Genomic DNA, 17,356 nt, shown 5'->3' on the forward strand with positions numbered 1-17,356 from the left:
TGGGTATGCTTTCTGCCGCTCGTCTGCGGCTTTATCATTTACTTTTCGATCAGAACCGACGTTCCGGCCGCCGCTTTGAAGGGCTGTGCGGACTTTTCGCCCTGCTCAGCGTACTGGTGATATTTATCGAGTCGGGACTGGGCACGCAATATCACCTGACATTAGATGAATGGCATATTTTCGTCTGGCTGGAGCTGCTGGTGACCGCGGTCTTTACCCTGGAATACCTGCTGCGTATCGCTACCTGGCCCAATCCGCTCCACTATATTTTCAGCTTTTGGGGGCTGATTGACCTGGCGACGATTTTACCGCTGTATGTGATGTGGCTATGGCCGGAAATTAGCCTCAATTATGTATTCGCCTGGCGGGCAATGCGGGCGATCCGCGCGCTGCGTATTCTCAAACTACTGCGCTTTATGCCTTCGCTCAACGTGTTCTGGCGAGCGATTGTCAGCGCGCGCCATCAGCTGATCCTGTTTTATTCGTTTATCGCCATTGTGATGGTGATTTTCGGCTCGTTAATGTATCTGATTGAGGGGCCGGAATACGGCTTTACCACGCTTAACGCCTCGGTCTATTGGGCCATCGTGACCATCACCACCGTCGGCTACGGAGACATCACGCCGCACACGCCGTTGGGTCGCATCCTGGCCTCCATTCTTATCCTGATCGGCTACTCCATTATTGCCATACCGACCGGACTTATCACCACGCATATGACCAGCGCCCTGAATCGTCGACGACAGCAGCGCCTGTGTCCGCAGTGTCAGCAGGGCGACCATGACGATAACGCCCGTTTCTGCCATGCCTGCGGTCATGCCTTGCCGAAGTAAGCTGGCGACGTAAAAAAAGCCTGCCGGGAGTACCGCGGCAGGCTTTTTACTGGATGTTAAAGGTTATTCACGCCACAGAATATGGCACAGCTTATGATCTTTCTCGCGGCACAGCAGAACGCGGGCGAAGATATCATTGATTTCCCCGCCGTCGGTATCCGCCAGACCAATCACCACTTCGGCGAAGAAATCCGGGTTGAGATCGTAATCCACATGCTCTTCCCAGTCTGCCGAAGGGTCGAACAGTTCGGCGCCGCCGCGCTCCTCAAACTGCAGGTTAAACAGAATGATGTCCGCCGGGTCGAGATTGTCGGCCGCCAGTTCGAGGAAGATATCGTAAGCCTGCTCGAGCGTTTCGTCTTCGGTCAGGCGGTTGTTTAAATCCATATCCATGATTGCTACTCATTCGGTATCTGATGGGCACGTTTTACAGCAACGGGCTGAAGAAGTAAAACAGTCGCTCGGCGATCCGCTGCCACAGCGGACGTTTTAACCAGAGACGGGCATCCAGCAGGCGCGAGCGCGAGATATAATCATCCTGAACCGCCGCCAGATCGCTGCCGAAACCGGCGTCATCGATGACCAGGGTAATCTCGAAGTTGAGCCACAGGCTGCGCATATCCAGGTTGACGGTCCCCACCAGACTTAGCTCGCCATCGACCAGCACGCTCTTGGTATGCAACAGTCCGCCCTCAAACTGATAGATTTTGACCCCGGCCGCCAGCAGCTCGGTGAAGAAGGCCCGGCTGGCCCAGCCTACCAGCAGCGAATCGTTCTTGCGCGGTAAAATAATGCTCACGTCAACGCCGCGCTGGGCGGCGGTACAGATCGCATGCAGCAGGTCGTCGCTGGGTACGAAGTAGGGGGTGGTCATGATCAGATGCTCTTTCGCCGCATAGGCGGCGGTGAGGAGAGCCTGATGAATCAGATCTTCCGGAAAGCCCGGTCCGGAGGCGATCGTGTGAATAGTATGTCCGCTGGCCTCTTCGAACGGCATGATATTGACGTCCGGCGGCGGCGGCAGAATGCGCTTGCCGGTCTCTATTTCCCAGTCGCAGGAGTAGACGATGCCCATCGAGGTCGCCACCGGGCCTTCCATTCGCGCCATTAGATCAATCCACTGTCCGACTCCTGAGTCCTGTTTAAAGTAGCGCGGATCGACCATATTCATGCTGCCGGTGTAGGCGATATAGTTATCGATCATCACCATTTTACGATGCTGACGCAGGTCCATCCGGCGCAGGAATACGCGCATCAGGTTAACCTTAAGAGCTTCGACGACTTCAATACCGGCGTTACGCATCATCGCCGCCCATGGGCTGCGGAAAAAGGCCACGCTGCCCGCGGAGTCGAGCATTAGCCGACAGTGAACCCCGCGGCGAGCGGCGGCCATCAGCGATTCAGCGACGCTGTCGGCCATGCCGCCGGGCTGCCAGATATAAAAGACCATCTCTATGTTGTGACGGGCCAGCTGAATATCGCGGATCAGGGCCTGCATCACGTCGTCAGATTCCGTCAGCAGCTGTAGCTGGTTGCCTTTTACGCCGCCAATGCCCTGACGCCGTTCGCACAGCTTGAACAGGGATTCGGCCACCGGGCTGTTATCTTCCGCGAAGATATGTTTGCAGGCTTTGAGGTCGTTTAACCACTTGGCCGTCGAGGGCCACATCGCCCTGGCGCGCTCGGCCCGACGCTTGCCGAGATGCAGCTCGCCAAAGGAGAGATAGGCGATGATCCCCACCAGCGGCAGGATATAAATGATCAGCAACCATGCCATGGCGGACGGGACAGCGCGGCGTTTCATTAGAATTCGTAATGTTACACCGGCGATCAACAGCCAGTACCCCAGAATGACCAGCCAGTTCACCACCGTGTAAAAGGTTGTCATAGATGTAAAATCCTTTTGAATGACGATATGTGATGAGTTTACGCATCAGTATTTTTCTGGCAAATAAAAACGCAGCGAAAGCGGTAGTCAGTTGCTGGCAGAGGTTTATAATGGGGGCTGTTTTCACTCGTAGAGTCGTTGCAATGAAGCGTAGTAGAACGGAAGTAGGGCGCTGGCGCATGCTGAGACAGGTGAATCGCCGTAAAGCGCGCTGGCTGGAAGCCCAATCGCGCCGCAATATGCGGATCCTCGCTATCAGGAAGGGACTGGTGAAACGGCAGCGTCATGCCCTGCTGTTTATCTTCCCTGACAGCTAAGCGAGCAGGCAAACGGCACCGTACGCGGTGCCGTTGTCGTTTTCTCTCTGCGCTAAATTCCCGTTGCACATCTCCATAGGGCAATGATGGTTTTTCATGCTGCTATGCGACGACAAAACAGAGCTCCCGCCTCAGTGAAAGAGAGATGCTACGCCTGGCTTGTAATGACGGACGACAAGATCCAGAGCCAAGTCGTTTGCGGCGCGACAGGAATTAACCGTCAGATAGCATTTATTGCCGCTCAGGAAGGGCATGGCGTTGTTAAATGCTTAATGATATGACCGGCCAGCTGCGGTAACCAGGCGGGAACTGAGGGAATGAGAAAACAGACTCAGACAGGCAAGGGGGTTATTAAGCGGTCCAGCGCGTTGAAGCTAAATGAACCGACCGATCCTGACCATGAATAATCTGAGCCTGTTATATTATCCAGAGAGGCCATGCAATAAGCATCCTGAATAAAACGCAATCGTTGCGCCAGCTTTTACTTATTTTGCATAGGCTTCCGTGGATAACGTGATGGTGACGTTATCACTTACCGCCGGCACATATTTATCAAGCTTAAAGTCTGAACGTTTTATCACCCCGGTGGCATCAAATCCAATGGCCTCTTTTTTCACCATTGGGTGCATATCCTGCTTATTCAGGACGGCATGCAGGACCACCGGTTTGGTGATGCCTTTAATGGTCAAATTACCTTCCACATCATATTTATTGTCGCCTTTGCTTTCCACTTTGGTACTCTGGAAAGTGGCGTCGGGAAACGTTTTAACATCAAAATACTCTTTGCCTAAAAACTCATCCGTTAACGCCTTGACGTGAGCGTCAATGGTTTTCACTGGCAGCGTGACGTTCACCGAGGATTTCTCCGGATTCTCTTTATCAAAGGCCAGTTTCCCTGAAACATCAGAGAGATAGGCGGTAGGGTTTGAGAAGCCGAAATGGTTCCAGGAGATCACAACCGAGGTATGCTGTGGATCAAGACTGTATTCCTTAGCCGCGGCTTGCGACACAGGAATATATAAGGCAAGTACAGAAAGCAATGCGGTTTTTTTCAGGGTATTCACACAATAATCCTCAAAATCGGCAGGTACATAAATGTTAGCCCAAAAAAATACAGGGCTTATTGAAAACATTTGTTATTCCCTTTCAAATTTTTTAATCAAGCAGTGATGCCCCTACTATCACTCTGCGTGAAGTTTACGCAACGAAATTAATAGGCTTTAAAAATGATGCTCAGCAACTTAACGCTGGCAGCGTAGTTAATATCCCTTTATGCCTGCCAGGTAAGCCTTTGTCTACAGGGGGTTATTTCCACGTGCTTTCAAGCGGCTACGGTCCTGAATATAGCAAGATGGGCTACGTTCGGTTCCGCGGCATCCGCAGTGGATGCCCAATAATATTTTTTTTCAGGCTTTCATATCTGTCGTTAAGCAACTATCTTTCAGTAATTATTTTCTTTCTATTGCATTGTAGATTTATAGGGCTATATCAGGATGTGCTGACATTAAATGCAAGCGCTAAATAACAACGCGATCCTCCTTAACAGCCTTACACAAGGTATTAGTAATTCACTATCACGCGTGGCGTCGATGTTTTGTCAGCATTTTCCATTGCCGAAAAAAGCGAGGCGATGGTCGATGATGGGGTAGCAGGAGAAAGTGCGTGCTCATCTTCCAGGCTTCTCAGGCGGATAACAGTCAACGCTTTCGCGAGGTTAAAAAGGGCGACACTTCAATGTCGTGTACCAAAATGCGCCCTTCATTCTGATGACCTGGGTGTTTTTGTGGTTAGCCAGAAAAAGGAAAGGGTATTTTTCAAAAAACCTTTTTGTATGGCTTAACAGAGACCTGGCGGTAAACCCCGGCGGCGATATACGGATCGTCATTAGCCCAGGCCTGGGCCGCTTCCAGCGATTCAAACTCGGCAATCACCGTTGAGCCGCTGAATCCTGCTGCGCCCGGTTCGTTACTGTCAACGGCCGGCATTGGCCCGGCGGTAAGCAGTCGGCCTTCATCGTGTAAGAGTTGTAAACGCGCGAGATGCGCGGGGCGAACCGACAGCCGCTTTTCCAGAGAATCGGCGATATCTTCAGCGTAGATAACGTAAAGCACGGCAAAGCTCCTTATCAATAATCAGGCGAATTACGTTAAGTTAAACAGCGATGGACTGCAATGCAAAGATGCGCTCTGGAGTGGAAAGCACTGCCGACGCAGCTTTTTTCTGCAAATGGCGGCAAAAATTGACTCAGGTTAAGACGCCTTATTGAATATGATTGCTATTTGCATTTAAAATCGGAGCATCATTTTTCAACAGAAACGACTATGAGCGCAATGACCCTTGATTTACCTCGCCGCTTTCCGTGGCCAACGCTGCTGTCCGTGGCTATCCACGGTGCCGTTGTGGCGGGGCTGCTTTATACCTCGGTACATCAGGTTATTGAACAGCCTTCTCCGACGCAGCCGATAGAGATCACAATGGTGGCGCCGGCCGATCTTGAGCCGCCTCCGGCGGCGCAGCCTGTCGTGGAGCCCGTTGTTGAACCCGAACCTGAGCCGGAGACAGAGGTAGCGCCTGAACCGCCGAAAGAGGCGCCGGTGGTGATCCATAAACCGGAACCTAAGCCGAAGCCCAAACCTAAACCCAAGCCTAAGCCGGCGAAAAAGGTTGAACAGCCGAAGCGGGAAGTGAAGCCGGCAGCAGAGCCGCGTCCGGCCTCGCCGTTTGAAAACAACAATACGGCGCCGGCGCGTACAGCGCCAAGTACCTCGACCGCAGCGGCTAAACCCACCGTTACTGCTCCGAGCGGCCCGCGGGCGATCAGCCGCGTTCAGCCGTCCTATCCGGCGCGCGCTCAGGCGCTGCGCATTGAAGGGACGGTACGGGTGAAGTTTGACGTTTCGCCTGATGGCCGCATTGATAATCTGCAGATCCTCTCTGCTCAGCCGGCGAATATGTTCGAACGCGAGGTGAAAAGCGCGATGCGCAGATGGCGTTATGAGCAGGGAAGACCGGGTACCGGCGTAACGATGACCATCAAATTCCGCCTGAACGGCGTCGAGATTAACTGATAAAACGCTGCGGCGGACCGGCAAGGTCCGCCGTGAAGCTTGTTTAACGCATTTTCTCCATCAATACATCATCCAGCGCCTGCTGGGCCGTTACCAGGTGCTGGCCGCCAAACAAAATCGCTCTGTTCAGCAGAGTATAAAGCTGATAAATCGGCTGACGATCGAGAAAACCCGACGGCAGAGGCGAAACGGACTGATAGCCGTCATAGATTTGCGGGGGCTGTTCCGGATGCATCGGCAGCATGGCTAAATCGCACTCGCGGTCGCCCCAGTAGCAGGCGGGATCGAATATATAGGGGCCATCCGGCCCTAAGGCGCAGTTGCCGGACCACAGATCCCCGTGCAGCAGCGAAGGCTGCGGCTGATGGTTGGCCAGTCGCTGCTGTACCATATCGACTAAGGTATCGATATCGCCAAAGTGCAATCCCTTCTCCGCCGCGAGCTCCAGCTGCCAGCCGATACGCTGCTCGGCAAAAAAAACCGACCAGCGACGCTGCCAGGCGTTGGGCTGCGGCGTGGTGGAAAGATCGTTATCAAAATCCAGACCGAACTGCGGCTGATCGCTCCACTGATGGAGGTGGGCTAGCTGCTGGCCAAGCAGAAACGCATTGTGCGCATCCAGCGGACGGGGAGGGAGGTACTCCATGACCACGAAGCTATAGTCGCGATCGCTGCCGACGGCAAAGACCTGCGGTACGCGAACGGTTTTGCTTCGCGACAGCAGCTCCAGCTGATCGGACTCGGCGGTGAAGATAGGCAGAAGTTCCCGTTCGTCGCATTTCACGAAGTAATCTTTCCCGCCGAAGCGTAAATGCCAGGCGGAATGGATCTCTCCACCGGGCAGCTCGGTTTTCAGTTCGATTTCAGCGTCTTCGGTATGCCAATCGCGTAAAAGAGTACTGATTGCTTGCCACATGCTGTCTCTCCCCATGTTTTCCACCATATCATAAGGTTAGCGCATTACTACCGGGTAAACCTGGAACTGACGCACAACTGACGCTTTCCGTTGCGCTAAACGCACTTATTGAGCTTTTAACCACTCGGCGAATGTGGCCACAGCGATTTCCGCCGGGCGGCCAAGGGCCGCTTCCGCCAGGCCGGCGCTGAGGGCCTTAACTTCCTCGGCCGTCTGGCCGCTCAGCAGGCCGAAGGTGTTGGTACCCAGCTCATGGGGCGTGCCCTCTTCATCATTGAGCGTCAGTACAAACCCGGCACGGGTAAAATGGTTGCTTACCTCATTGATCTCCGTCAGCGCCTGTTCATGGAAGGTCACGCTGACGACCCAGGCGGTAATCTCATTGCTCATCTCTACACCCCGTTGTTATGCATGGCCTTTCCAGCATAGACCATTCTGCTTATATTGTGATTCCCCTCCGCCGGCGCGGAGGGGGCAGGGAAGATCAACGCCCGCAGAGATAATCATAGATTTTTTGCGTATTGGCCCGCGAGCAGAGGCGGGTGCCCTGGTTGATGGTCGCGGCGCTACCGGCGGCGACGCCAAAGCGTACCATGTCTTCAAGGCTGGCGTTTTCCGCCAGACGCAAGGTCATGGCGCCCACCATGCTGTCGCCAGCGCCGACGGTGCTCTGGCTTTTCATCGGTGGCGGCACTACCTGAACGCTGCCGCTGGCGTCCACGCCTAATGCCCCCTGCGGACCCAGGGAGACCACCACCCGGCGCACTTTACCGGACTGGATCAACGACTGAGCGGCAAGGCGCACGTCATCGGGTTGGCTGAGATCGCGCTGCACGAGGGCGCTAAGCTCTTTCTGGTTCGGTTTCACCAGCTCAATATTGCCGACGTCCAGCGCGGCGGCCAGCGCATCGCCGGAACTGTCAATGATGCAGCGCAGTCCCTGCTGTTGCGCATTTTTCACCAGCTGCATCAGATTATCGACGCTAATACCTGGCGGCAGGCTGCCGCTGACCACCAGCAGAGAGCCGGGTTCGATAGTCAGAACCTTCTCTTCCAGACGGCGGAATTCATCGTCCGTCAGTGCCGCGCCGGGCATAACGAAGCGATACTGTTCGCCGCTGGCGGCCACGTGGACGTGCAGGTTTTGCCGCGTCCAGTCGCGGGTTTCGACTGTCTCGACCGGCACCTGCTCATCGGCCAGCAGGGCGGCAAGATGCTCGCCGGTAGCGCCACCGACCGGGAAAATGGCGGTGGCTTTGCCGCCGAGAAAGGTCACGGCGCGGGCCACATTGATCCCGCCGCCGCCAGGTTCAAATACCGGCGCGCTGCAGCGAAGTTTGCCTTCCGGGTAGATCTGTGGGGTTTGCGTGGCGCTATCCAGCGAGGGGGCCAGCGTGAGCGTGTAAATTTTGGTCATTCCTTCTCCTCCTTAATACGGCGACTGTCGTTAATTTAAGCATGGCACGATGACTCGGGGAGGGAAAGTCCAGTTCCTGACAGTTTTGCAAAGATGCCTCTATTTTCATTATGAAATAAAGATTGTTTCCGGAGCTGTCTTATTCAAAAAACGAAAGAGTAAGTGATTGCTATGTTATTCGTGCTTTTTTATAATTTGCTACCTTTCTTAGGACCTGCACTCCGCGATCCTCGCGAAAGTTTCCGGGACCCTCAGGTCTCTTTTATGTTGTACGGACGCTAAATTCAATGAGCCGGCGAGATTATGCCTGTTCATCATTTGTACTGTCCTAAAAAAATGTATTTTAGAGAGTTATAATGAAGCTTTTAAAGACAGTACCCGCAGCGGTTATGCTGGCGGGGGGGCTTTTTGCGTCTGTTGGCGCAATGGCCGATGATTCTGTATTTACCGTCATGGATGACCCTTCCGCTGCCAAAAAACCGTTCGAAGGGGTGGTTAACGCAGGCTACCTGGCGCAGTCCGGCAACACCAAGAGCTCTTCGATGACGGCGGATTCCACCCTGACCTGGTATGGTAATACCACCGCCTGGTCGCTGTGGGGCAACGCCAGCAACACATCGTCCAATGATGAGCGATCCTCAGAAAAATATGCTGTCGGCGGACGTAGCCGCTACAACCTGACCGATATGAACTATGTCTTTGGTCAGGGTAGCTGGCTAACTGACCGCTACAACGGCTATCAACAGCGCGATGTTGTGACGGCGGGCTATGGTCGTCAGATCCTCAACGGGCCGGTGCACAGTCTGCGGTTTGAATTCGGTCCTGGCGTTCGCTATGACGAATATACCGACGGGGATACTGATACCCAGCCGCTGGGTTATGCTTCGGGTACCTGGGCCTGGCAGATGACCGATAACGCCAAATTTTCGCAAGGGGTATCGGTGTTCGGCGCCGAGGATACCACGGTCAACTCAGAGAGCGCGTTAAACGTGGCGATTAACGCCCATTTCGCCCTGAAGGTCGCCTACAACGTGACCTGGAACTCTGAGCCGCCTGCGTCCGCGCCGGAGCATACCGATCGCCGGACCTCGCTCTCCCTCGGGTATAAGATGTAATATTTCAGGCCGGGTTTTCCCCGGCCTGTTCGTTTTGGTTTTAGCAATTAGTGATATTATTTTTTCTGGCCGTTCGTTTTACTTTTTGTAAAAAGGAAATAGCCCTCCATTTTTTCTCCATTATTCACGGGCGCCTGACAAATATTCATTCTATTTGACACAAATAGCTAAATATTCGACGGACAAATATGTGATCTGGATCTATACTAACAAGCACTGACCGGAGGGCGACATTGCCCGGTCTGTTTTCCGTAATAAGAGAATTAACATCATGAAAAACAATCGATATACCATCGCAGCCCTGGCGCTGTGCGTGCTTTCTTTTGGCGCATCAGCCGCCACGCCCGTTCCGCCATCGGGTCATCAGGATCATACCCAGGTAGGTATCGCCAAAGCCTCTGACGTTGAGGCTGGTTCGAATATTGCGCCCGGCGCCCCTACCACCGGAAAATCCATGAACGACGCCTTTAATGTGCATACGCTGGTGGCCGGCGAGTGGTCTTAATATTGCAGGCTATCGTTTCGCGAGCGGTCTAATAAGCCGGGTTAAGTGGTACCGGTTTAATGGCCCGCGGTATACATTCAGCAGGCAATATCTCCACGTCTCTTTTATCATGTCCGAATAATATCGTCCGGCGCCATTGGCCAATATTACCGCGCCACATCGCTTATATTTTGCTTTTTTATCCGTGGCCCTCTTGTTTTCTCCGCATTCCGCCATCATTTATGCTGTCGCGGCTTTAATCACGTACCAATGATGTGTAAACTACTCCCCGGTGTTATCAGCAGGCGGTTGCAGGGGGGAGCGATCGTTCCGGTCGTGCTCCTATTTTCGCAGAGTGAAGCGGGAACTGCGCCTTAACCTGATGATAATTATGATTATATAGTTTTGTATGTGCTCTTTCGTGCGGGGCACCACTGCAAATAAGGACATAAAATGCCTGTAATTACGCTTCCTGATGGCAGCCAACGCCATTTTGACCACGCAGTTAGTCCGATGGATGTCGCGCTGGATATCGGTCCAGGCCTGGCGAAAGCCACCATTGCCGGGCGGGTAAACGGTGAACTGGTAGACGCCTGTGACCCGATCGAATCCGATTCCACTCTCTCTATCATCACCGCGAAAGATGAAGAAGGGCTGGAGATCATTCGTCACTCCTGCGCGCACCTGTTAGGCCATGCCATCAAACAGCTGTGGCCCAACACCAAAATGGCTATCGGTCCGGTTGTCGATAATGGTTTCTACTATGACGTAGACCTCGACCATACCCTGACCCAGGAAGATATCGACGCGCTCGAAAAACGTATGCATGAGCTCGCCGAGAAAAACTACGACGTTATCAAGAAGAAAGTGAGCTGGCATGAAGCGCGTGAAACCTTCGTGAAACGCGGCGAAAGCTATAAAGTTTCTATTCTTGATGAAAACATTGCCCATGATGACAAGCCTGGCCTGTATCATCATGAAGAATATATCGATATGTGCCGCGGTCCGCACGTACCGAACATGCGCTTCTGCCATCACTTTAAGCTGATGAAAACCGCCGGCGCCTACTGGCGCGGCGACAGCAACAATAAAATGTTGCAGCGTATCTACGGCACCGCGTGGGCAGATAAAAAAGCGCTGAATGCCTACCTGCAGCGTCTGGAAGAAGCCGCCAAGCGTGACCACCGTAAAATCGGTAAGCAGCTCGACCTGTATCACATGCAGGAAGAGGCGCCGGGGATGGTGTTCTGGCACAATGACGGCTGGACCATCTTCCGTGAACTGGAAACGTTTGTTCGTTCTAAACTGAAAGAGTACCAGTATCAGGAAGTAAAAGGTCCGTTCATGATGGACCGTGTGCTGTGGGAAAAAACCGGCCACTGGGACAACTACAAAGATGCGATGTTCACCACCTCTTCTGAGAACCGTGAATACTGTATCAAGCCGATGAACTGCCCGGGTCACGTGCAGATCTTCAACCAGGGGCTGAAATCCTACCGCGACCTGCCGCTGCGTATGGCGGAATTCGGTAGCTGCCACCGTAACGAACCGTCTGGCGCGCTGCATGGTCTGATGCGCGTGCGCGGCTTTACCCAGGATGATGCGCATATCTTCTGTACTGAAGATCAGGTTCGCGATGAAGTGAACGCCTGTATTCGTATGGTCTACGATATGTATAGCACCTTTGGCTTCGAGAAGATCGTCGTCAAACTGTCGACTCGCCCGGAAAAACGTATCGGTAGCGACGAGACCTGGGATCGCGCGGAAGCGGATCTGGCGGTGGCGCTGGAAGAAAATAACATCCCATTTGAATATCAACTGGGTGAAGGGGCGTTCTACGGCCCGAAAATTGAATTTACCCTGTATGACTGCCTCGATCGTGCATGGCAGTGCGGTACCGTACAGCTGGACTTCTCTCTGCCGCAGCGTTTAAGCGCCTCCTATGTGGGCGAAAACAACGAGCGTCAGGTGCCGGTCATGATTCACCGTGCGATTCTCGGTTCTCTGGAGCGCTTCATTGGCATCCTGACCGAAGAGTTCGCAGGCTTCTTCCCAACCTGGATTGCACCAGTGCAGGTAGTGGTCATGAATATCACCGATTCTCAGGCTGAATACGTTAACGAATTGACGCGTAAACTACAAAATGCGGGCATTCGTGTAAAAGCAGACTTGAGAAATGAGAAGATTGGCTTTAAAATCCGCGAGCACACTTTACGTCGTGTCCCGTATATGTTGGTCTGTGGCGACAAAGAAGTCGAAGCCGGCAAAGTGGCCGTGCGCACCCGTCGCGGGAAAGACCTCGGCAGCATGGACGTAAATGAAGTGATCGAGAAGCTGCAACAAGAGATTCGCAGCCGCAGTCTTCAACAACTGGAGGAATAAGGTATTAAAGGCGGAAAACGAGTTCAAACGGCACGTCCGAATCGTATTAATGGCGAGATTCGCGCCCAGGAAGTTCGCTTAACAGGTCTGGAAGGTGAGCAGCTGGGAATTGTGAGTCTGAGAGAAGCTATCGAAAAGGCTGAAGAGGCTGGAGTAGATTTAGTTGAAATCAGCCCTAACGCCGAGCCGCCAGTTTGTCGTATCATGGACTACGGCAAGTTCCTTTATGAAAAGAGTAAGTCTTCTAAGGAACAGAAGAAGAAGCAGAAAGTTATCCAGGTTAAGGAAATTAAATTCCGCCCTGGTACTGATGAAGGTGACTATCAGGTAAAACTCCGCAGCCTGATTCGCTTTCTCGAAGATGGCGATAAGGCCAAGATCACGCTGCGTTTCCGCGGTCGTGAGATGGCCCACCAGCAGATCGGTATGGAAGTGCTTAACCGCGTGAAAGACGATCTGGTTGAACTGGCAGTAGTCGAATCCTTCCCAACGAAGATCGAAGGCCGCCAGATGATCATGGTGCTCGCTCCTAAGAAGAAACAGTAAGGCCATCAAGAAACATTTCCGGTGGGCTTCGGCTCACTGGTTTTGTTCGCCTTTGTTTCGTTTATTAACAATGCGAAGTGGAAGTTATTAAAATGCCAAAAATTAAGACCGTACGCGGTGCTGCTAAGCGCTTCAAAAAAACCGGTAAAGGTGGTTTTAAGCACAAGCACGCTAACCTGCGTCACATTCTGACTAAAAAAGCTACTAAGCGTAAACGTCACCTGCGTCCGAAAGCCATGGTTTCCAAAGGCGATCTGGGCCTGGTTATCGCGTGCCTGCCGTACGCATAAGTCGTTAACGTTTAACTTTTTTAACTTAGAATAGATACAGGAGAGCACACATGGCTCGCGTAAAACGTGGTGTAATTGCACGTGCACGTCACAAGAAAATTTTGAAACAAGCTAAAGGCTACTACGGTGCGCGTTCTCGCGTATACCGCGTTGCCTTCCAGGCTGTTATCAAAGCTGGTCAGTACGCTTACCGTGACCGTCGTCAACGTAAACGTCAGTTCCGTCAACTGTGGATTGCACGTATCAACGCAGCAGCACGTCAGAACGGTATTTCTTACAGCAAATTCATCAATGGCCTGAAAAAAGCCTCTGTTGAAATCGACCGTAAGATCCTGGCTGACATCGCTGTATTCGACAAAGTAGCGTTCACCGCTCTGGTCGAAAAAGCGAAAGCAGCTCTGGCATAAGCCAGTTGAAAGAGGGAGCTTGTCTCCCTCTTTTCGTTTCAACACCATCAATACATTGACTTTTATCGGCGCAGGCTTTTCAATACAGCTCTGACGTTTCTTACCAGACAAGGTAATGCAAGCATGAATGCTGCTATTTTCCGCTTCTTTTTTTACTTTAGCACCTGAACTCAGGGGGCTTGCGCGTGAAAGAAGAAACGGAAAACAGCGCCAGAAAGCCTCCCCTGTGGAGGCTTTTTTCGTATATGGATTCGGAATATTAATTTCACTATAACCGGTGTCTGCACCGACATAATGAGGAAAACCATGTCACATCTCGCAGAGCTGGTTGCCAGTGCCAAGGCAGCCATTAACGAGGCATCAGATGTTGCTGCGCTGGACAACGTCCGCGTGGAATACCTGGGTAAAAAAGGGCATCTGACCCTGCAAATGACCACCCTGCGTGAGCTGCCGCCGGAAGAGCGTCCGGCAGCCGGTGCGGTCATCAACGAGGCGAAAGAGCAGGTGCAGCAGGCGCTGAACGCGCGTAAAGCTGAACTGGAAGGCGCAGCGCTGAATGCGCGTCTGGCCGCAGAGACCATTGACGTCTCGCTGCCGGGTCGCCGCATTGAAAACGGCGGCCTGCATCCGGTTACTCGCACCATCGACCGTATTGAAAGTTTCTTCGGTGAGCTCGGCTTTACCGTGGCGACGGGCCCGGAAATCGAAGACGATTACCACAACTTCGATGCGCTGAATATTCCGGGTCACCATCCGGCGCGCGCTGACCACGACACTTTCTGGTTCGATGCCACTCGCCTGCTGCGTACGCAGACCTCCGGCGTGCAGATCCGCACCATGGAAAACCAGCAGCCGCCTATCCGTATTATCGCGCCGGGCCGCGTCTATCGTAACGACTACGATCAGACCCACACCCCGATGTTCCATCAGATGGAAGGTCTGATCGTTGATAAAAATATCAGCTTCACCAACCTGAAAGGGACGCTGCACGACTTTCTGAACAACTTCTTTGAAGAAGATCTGCAGGTCCGCTTCCGTCCGTCCTACTTCCCGTTCACCGAACCGTCTGCGGAAGTTGACGTGATGGGTAAAAACGGCAAATGGCTGGAAGTGCTGGGCTGCGGGATGGTGCACCCGAACGTGCTGCGTAACGTGGGTATCGATCCGGAAGTCTACTCCGGCTTCGCCTTCGGCATGGGCATGGAGCGTCTGACCATGCTGCGCTATGGCGTCACCGATCTGCGCGCGTTCTTCGAAAACGATCTGCGTTTCCTCAAACAGTTTAAATAAGGGCAGGACAGAACAATGAAATTCAGTGAACTGTGGTTACGCGAATGGGTTAACCCGGCGATCGACAGCGAAGCGCTTTCCGATCAGATCACCATGGCGGGCCTCGAAGTAGATGGCGTTGAGCCGGTCGCCGGCAGCTTCAACGGCGTCGTTGTCGGGGAAGTGGTGGAGTGCGGTCAGCACCCGAACGCCGACAAACTGCGCGTCACCAAAGTCAACGTCGGCGGCGAACGCCTGCTGGACATCGTCTGCGGCGCGCCAAACTGCCGTCAGGGGCTAAAGGTCGCGGTAGCCACCATCGGCGCCGTGCTGCCGGGCGATTTTAAAATCAAGGCCGCGAAGCTGCGCGGCGAGCCGTCTGAGGGGATGCTGTGCTCCTTCTCCGAGCTGGGTATTTCCGACGACCATAGCGGTATCATCGAGCTGCCGGCAGATGCGCCCATCGGCACCGATATTCGCGAATACCTCAAGCTTGACGATAACACCATCGAAATCAGCGTCACGCCAAACCGCGCCGACTGCCTGGGCATCATTGGCGTGGCGCGCGATGTCGCTGTCCTGAACAAAGCGCCGCTGAACGCGCCGGAAATCACGCCGGTTGCCGCGACGATTGACGACGTGCTGCCGATTCAGGTTGACGCGCCGCAGGCTTGCCCGCGCTATCTGGGGCGCGTGGTGAAAGGTATCAACGTCAAAGCGCCGACGCCGCTGTGGATGAAAGAGAAGCTGCGCCGCTGCGGGATCCGCTCCATCGACGCGGTGGTTGACGTGACCAACTATGTGCTGCTTGAGCTGGGCCAGCCGATGCACGCCTTTGACCGCGACCGTATTGAAGGCGGGATCGTGGTGCGCATGGCGAAAGAAGGGGAAACCCTGGTCCTGCTCGATGGCTCTGAAGCAAAGCTCGACAGCGACACGCTGGTCATTGCAGACCATAACAAAGCGCTGGCGATGGGGGGGATCTTCGGCGGGGAACACTCCGGCGTTAACGACGAAACCCAAAACGTGCTGCTGGAATGCGCGTTCTTCAGCCCGCTGTCCATTACCGGCCGCGCGCGCCGTCATGGCCTGCACACCGATGCCTCTCACCGCTATGAGCGCGGCGTCGATCCGGCCCTGCAGTATAAAGCGCTGGAGCGTGCCACCCGTCTGCTGATCGACCTCTGCGGCGGTGAAGCCGGCCCGGTCATTGACGTTACCAGCAAAGAGAATCTACCAACACGCGCCACCATTACGCTGCGTCGCAGCAAGCTGGATCGCCTGATTGGCCACCATATCGCTGACGCGCAGGTCACCGACATTCTGCAGCGCCTCGGCTGCGAAGTGACGGTTGGCGAGGGCGAATGGCAGGCGGTTGCGCCGAGCTGGCGTTTCGACATGGAGATCGAAGAAGATCTGGTTGAAGAAGTGGCTCGCGTTTACGGCTACAACAACATTCCTGACGAGCCGGTGCAGGCGGGTCTGATCATGGGAACCCACCGCGAAGCGGACCTGTCGCTGAAGCGCGTGAAAACGCTGCTGAACGACAAAGGCTATCAGGAAGTGATCACCTACAGCTTCGTCGACCCGAAAGTCCAGCAGCTGATCCACGCCGGGGAAGAGGCGCTGATCCTGCCAAGTCCGATCTCCAGCGAAATGTCGGCGATGCGCCTGTCGCTGTGGACCGGCCTGCTGGGCACCGTGGTCTACAACCAGAACCGTCAGCAGAGCCGGGTGCGCATCTTTGAGAGCGGCCTGCGCTTTGTGCCGGACACCAATGCGCCGCTGGGCATTCGTCAGGATGTGATGCTGGCCGGGGCGATCTGCGGCAACCGCTACGAAGAGCACTGGACACTGGCGAAAGAGACGGTCGATTTCTATGATCTGAAAGGCGATCTGGAAGCCGTTCTGGATTTAACCGGAAAATTAGCGGATATCGAATTCCGTGCTGAAGCGACCACCGCGCTGCATCCGGGACAATCCGCAGCGATTTATCTTAAAGGTGAACGCATTGGTTTCATTGGGGTTGTTCATCCTGAGCTGGAACGTAAACTGGATCTGAACGGTCGCACTCTGGTGTTCGAACTGGAGTGGAACAAGCTCGCAGACCGCGTGGTGCCTCAGGCGCGCGATATTTCCCGCTTCCCGGCGAACCGTCGCGACATCGCGGTGCTGGTCGCGGAAAACGTGGCTGCCGCCGATGTTTTAGCCGAATGTAAGAAAGTTGGCGTAAATCAGGTAGTTGGCGTAAACTTATTTGACGTGTACCGTGGTAAGGGTGTGGCGGAAGGGTATAAGAGCCTTGCGATTAGCCTGATCCTGCAGGATACCAGCCGTACACTCGAAGAAGAGGAGATTGCCGCTACCGTTGCCAGATGTGTAGAGGCATTAAAAGAGCGATTCCAGGCATCATTGAGGGATTGA

20 protein-coding genes and 1 other annotated feature are annotated in these 17,356 nt (G+C 53.9%); of the genes, 12 read left to right on the forward strand and 8 right to left on the reverse strand.

What is annotated here, in order from left to right; translation table 11 throughout:
* The first annotated feature begins 5 nt into the window (after window positions 1-5).
* Window positions 6-833: an ion transporter gene (locus KHQ23_RS18320; protein WP_002910080.1), complete on the forward strand. Its 828-nt coding sequence runs from the start codon at window positions 6-8 to the stop codon at window positions 831-833.
* A 63-nt stretch (window positions 834-896) separates the two neighbouring features.
* On the opposite strand, the gene KHQ23_RS18325 is transcribed toward KHQ23_RS18320, so the two are convergent.
* Together KHQ23_RS18325 and cls are read right to left on the reverse strand one after the other, a co-directional pair.
* Window positions 897-1,226: an HI1450 family dsDNA-mimic protein gene (locus KHQ23_RS18325; RefSeq protein WP_002910079.1), complete on the reverse strand. Its 330-nt coding sequence runs from the start codon at window positions 1,224-1,226 to the stop codon at window positions 897-899.
* A 34-nt stretch (window positions 1,227-1,260) separates the two neighbouring features.
* Window positions 1,261-2,721 carry a cardiolipin synthase gene (gene cls, locus KHQ23_RS18330; RefSeq protein WP_002910077.1) on the reverse strand — a complete coding sequence of 487 codons (1,461 nt, stop codon included), beginning with the start codon at window positions 2,719-2,721 and terminating at the stop codon, window positions 1,261-1,263.
* Between the two features lie 143 nt (window positions 2,722-2,864).
* On the opposite strand from cls, the gene KHQ23_RS18335 reads away from it, so the two are divergent.
* Window positions 2,865-3,038, forward strand: a complete 174-nt coding sequence (locus KHQ23_RS18335) for a YciY family protein (RefSeq protein ID WP_004194006.1) — start codon at window positions 2,865-2,867, stop codon at window positions 3,036-3,038.
* A 485-nt stretch (window positions 3,039-3,523) separates the two neighbouring features.
* On the opposite strand, the gene KHQ23_RS18340 is transcribed toward KHQ23_RS18335, so the two are convergent.
* The 3 genes from KHQ23_RS18340 to KHQ23_RS18350 form a co-directional block, all read right to left on the reverse strand.
* Window positions 3,524-4,171, reverse strand: coding sequence for a YceI family protein (locus tag KHQ23_RS18340; RefSeq protein ID WP_004175590.1), 648 nt, complete (start codon window positions 4,169-4,171; stop codon window positions 3,524-3,526).
* 427 nt (window positions 4,172-4,598) lie between these two features.
* On the reverse strand, window positions 4,599-4,739 hold the full coding sequence (locus KHQ23_RS18345) for a hypothetical protein (RefSeq protein WP_014343182.1): 141 nt from the start codon (window positions 4,737-4,739) through the stop codon (window positions 4,599-4,601).
* A 113-nt stretch (window positions 4,740-4,852) separates the two neighbouring features.
* On the reverse strand, window positions 4,853-5,149 hold the full coding sequence (locus KHQ23_RS18350; RefSeq protein WP_002910042.1) for a YciI family protein: 297 nt from the start codon (window positions 5,147-5,149) through the stop codon (window positions 4,853-4,855).
* A gap of 210 nt (window positions 5,150-5,359) precedes the next feature.
* On the opposite strand from KHQ23_RS18350, the gene tonB reads away from it, so the two are divergent.
* The gene (gene tonB / locus KHQ23_RS18355; RefSeq protein WP_032434745.1) at window positions 5,360-6,106 is read left to right on the forward strand and encodes a TonB system transport protein TonB; all 747 of its coding nucleotides are present in this window, start codon (window positions 5,360-5,362) and stop codon (window positions 6,104-6,106) included.
* 43 nt (window positions 6,107-6,149) lie between these two features.
* Here the strand turns inward: tonB and KHQ23_RS18360 are convergent, their stop codons facing one another.
* The 3 genes from KHQ23_RS18360 to pfkB form a co-directional block, all read right to left on the reverse strand.
* Window positions 6,150-7,022, reverse strand: a complete 873-nt coding sequence (locus KHQ23_RS18360; RefSeq protein WP_002910036.1) for a fructosamine kinase family protein — start codon at window positions 7,020-7,022, stop codon at window positions 6,150-6,152.
* Window positions 7,023-7,127: 105 nt separating this feature from the next.
* Window positions 7,128-7,412, reverse strand: coding sequence for a type V toxin-antitoxin system endoribonuclease antitoxin GhoS (gene ghoS, locus KHQ23_RS18365; protein ID WP_002910033.1), 285 nt, complete (start codon window positions 7,410-7,412; stop codon window positions 7,128-7,130).
* 94 nt (window positions 7,413-7,506) lie between these two features.
* Window positions 7,507-8,439 (reverse strand): 6-phosphofructokinase II, encoded by a 933-nt coding sequence (gene pfkB / locus KHQ23_RS18370; protein WP_004145382.1) that lies wholly within the window; start codon window positions 8,437-8,439, stop codon window positions 7,507-7,509.
* A 356-nt stretch (window positions 8,440-8,795) separates the two neighbouring features.
* Between pfkB and KHQ23_RS18375 the strand changes: the two genes are divergently transcribed.
* The 9 genes from KHQ23_RS18375 (at window position 8,796) to pheT (ending at window position 17,356) form a co-directional block, all read left to right on the forward strand.
* Window positions 8,796-9,554 carry a YdiY family protein gene (locus tag KHQ23_RS18375; RefSeq protein ID WP_002910030.1) on the forward strand — a complete coding sequence of 253 codons (759 nt, stop codon included), beginning with the start codon at window positions 8,796-8,798 and terminating at the stop codon, window positions 9,552-9,554.
* 271 nt (window positions 9,555-9,825) lie between these two features.
* A complete protein-coding gene (locus KHQ23_RS18380; RefSeq protein WP_002910028.1) occupies window positions 9,826-10,059 on the forward strand; it encodes a hypothetical protein in 234 nt (77 codons plus the stop codon).
* A 432-nt stretch (window positions 10,060-10,491) separates the two neighbouring features.
* A complete protein-coding gene (gene thrS, locus KHQ23_RS18385) occupies window positions 10,492-12,420 on the forward strand; it encodes a threonine--tRNA ligase (RefSeq protein WP_002910026.1) in 1,929 nt (642 codons plus the stop codon).
* Window positions 12,421-12,423: 3 nt separating this feature from the next.
* The gene (gene infC, locus KHQ23_RS18390) at window positions 12,424-12,966 is read left to right on the forward strand and encodes a translation initiation factor IF-3 (RefSeq protein WP_004189469.1); all 543 of its coding nucleotides are present in this window, start codon (window positions 12,424-12,426) and stop codon (window positions 12,964-12,966) included.
* A 92-nt stretch (window positions 12,967-13,058) separates the two neighbouring features.
* Complete coding sequence (gene rpmI, locus KHQ23_RS18395; RefSeq protein ID WP_001124225.1) at window positions 13,059-13,256, forward strand: 50S ribosomal protein L35; 198 nt, start codon at window positions 13,059-13,061, stop codon at window positions 13,254-13,256.
* A 50-nt stretch (window positions 13,257-13,306) separates the two neighbouring features.
* Window positions 13,307-13,663 carry a 50S ribosomal protein L20 gene (rplT, locus tag KHQ23_RS18400; protein ID WP_000124850.1) on the forward strand — a complete coding sequence of 119 codons (357 nt, stop codon included), beginning with the start codon at window positions 13,307-13,309 and terminating at the stop codon, window positions 13,661-13,663.
* Window positions 13,664-13,781: 118 nt separating this feature from the next.
* Window positions 13,782-13,906: a sequence feature (Phe leader region), on the forward strand.
* The gene (gene pheM, locus KHQ23_RS18405) at window positions 13,787-13,831 is read left to right on the forward strand and encodes a pheST operon leader peptide PheM (protein ID WP_001386830.1); all 45 of its coding nucleotides are present in this window, start codon (window positions 13,787-13,789) and stop codon (window positions 13,829-13,831) included. (Overlaps the previous feature by 45 nt.)
* 63 nt (window positions 13,907-13,969) lie before the next feature.
* On the forward strand, window positions 13,970-14,953 hold the full coding sequence (gene pheS / locus KHQ23_RS18410; protein ID WP_002909105.1) for a phenylalanine--tRNA ligase subunit alpha: 984 nt from the start codon (window positions 13,970-13,972) through the stop codon (window positions 14,951-14,953).
* Between the two features lie 15 nt (window positions 14,954-14,968).
* Window positions 14,969-17,356, forward strand: a complete 2,388-nt coding sequence (gene pheT / locus KHQ23_RS18415; protein WP_002909101.1) for a phenylalanine--tRNA ligase subunit beta — start codon at window positions 14,969-14,971, stop codon at window positions 17,354-17,356.

The organism is Klebsiella sp. 64, assembly GCF_018223915.1.
In the GTDB taxonomy this organism is placed as follows: domain Bacteria; phylum Pseudomonadota; class Gammaproteobacteria; order Enterobacterales; family Enterobacteriaceae; genus Klebsiella; species Klebsiella pneumoniae.

Bases quoted from the DNA above. Each gene is read 5' to 3' on its own strand.
- ghoS (WP_002910033.1), bottom strand. From the start codon at position 7,412: ATGAGCAATGAGATTACCGCCTGGGTCGTCAGCGTGACCTTCCATGAA.
- KHQ23_RS18335 (WP_004194006.1), top strand. From the start codon at position 2,865: ATGAAGCGTAGTAGAACGGAAGTAGGGCGCTGGCGCATGCTGAGACAG.
- pfkB (WP_004145382.1), bottom strand. From the start codon at position 8,439: ATGACCAAAATTTACACGCTCACGCTGGCCCCCTCGCTGGATAGCGCC.
- KHQ23_RS18360 (WP_002910036.1), bottom strand. From the start codon at position 7,022: ATGTGGCAAGCAATCAGTACTCTTTTACGCGATTGGCATACCGAAGAC.
- KHQ23_RS18325 (WP_002910079.1), bottom strand. From the start codon at position 1,226: ATGGATATGGATTTAAACAACCGCCTGACCGAAGACGAAACGCTCGAG.
- KHQ23_RS18340 (WP_004175590.1), bottom strand. From the start codon at position 4,171: ATGTTTTCAATAAGCCCTGTATTTTTTTGGGCTAACATTTATGTACCT.
- KHQ23_RS18380 (WP_002910028.1), top strand. From the start codon at position 9,826: ATGAAAAACAATCGATATACCATCGCAGCCCTGGCGCTGTGCGTGCTT.
- cls (WP_002910077.1), bottom strand. From the start codon at position 2,721: ATGACAACCTTTTACACGGTGGTGAACTGGCTGGTCATTCTGGGGTAC.
- KHQ23_RS18375 (WP_002910030.1), top strand. From the start codon at position 8,796: ATGAAGCTTTTAAAGACAGTACCCGCAGCGGTTATGCTGGCGGGGGGG.
- KHQ23_RS18320 (WP_002910080.1), top strand. From the start codon at position 6: ATGCTTTCTGCCGCTCGTCTGCGGCTTTATCATTTACTTTTCGATCAG.
- rpmI (WP_001124225.1), top strand. From the start codon at position 13,059: ATGCCAAAAATTAAGACCGTACGCGGTGCTGCTAAGCGCTTCAAAAAA.
- thrS (WP_002910026.1), top strand. From the start codon at position 10,492: ATGCCTGTAATTACGCTTCCTGATGGCAGCCAACGCCATTTTGACCAC.
- pheS (WP_002909105.1), top strand. From the start codon at position 13,970: ATGTCACATCTCGCAGAGCTGGTTGCCAGTGCCAAGGCAGCCATTAAC.
- tonB (WP_032434745.1), top strand. From the start codon at position 5,360: ATGAGCGCAATGACCCTTGATTTACCTCGCCGCTTTCCGTGGCCAACG.
- pheT (WP_002909101.1), top strand. From the start codon at position 14,969: ATGAAATTCAGTGAACTGTGGTTACGCGAATGGGTTAACCCGGCGATC.
- rplT (WP_000124850.1), top strand. From the start codon at position 13,307: ATGGCTCGCGTAAAACGTGGTGTAATTGCACGTGCACGTCACAAGAAA.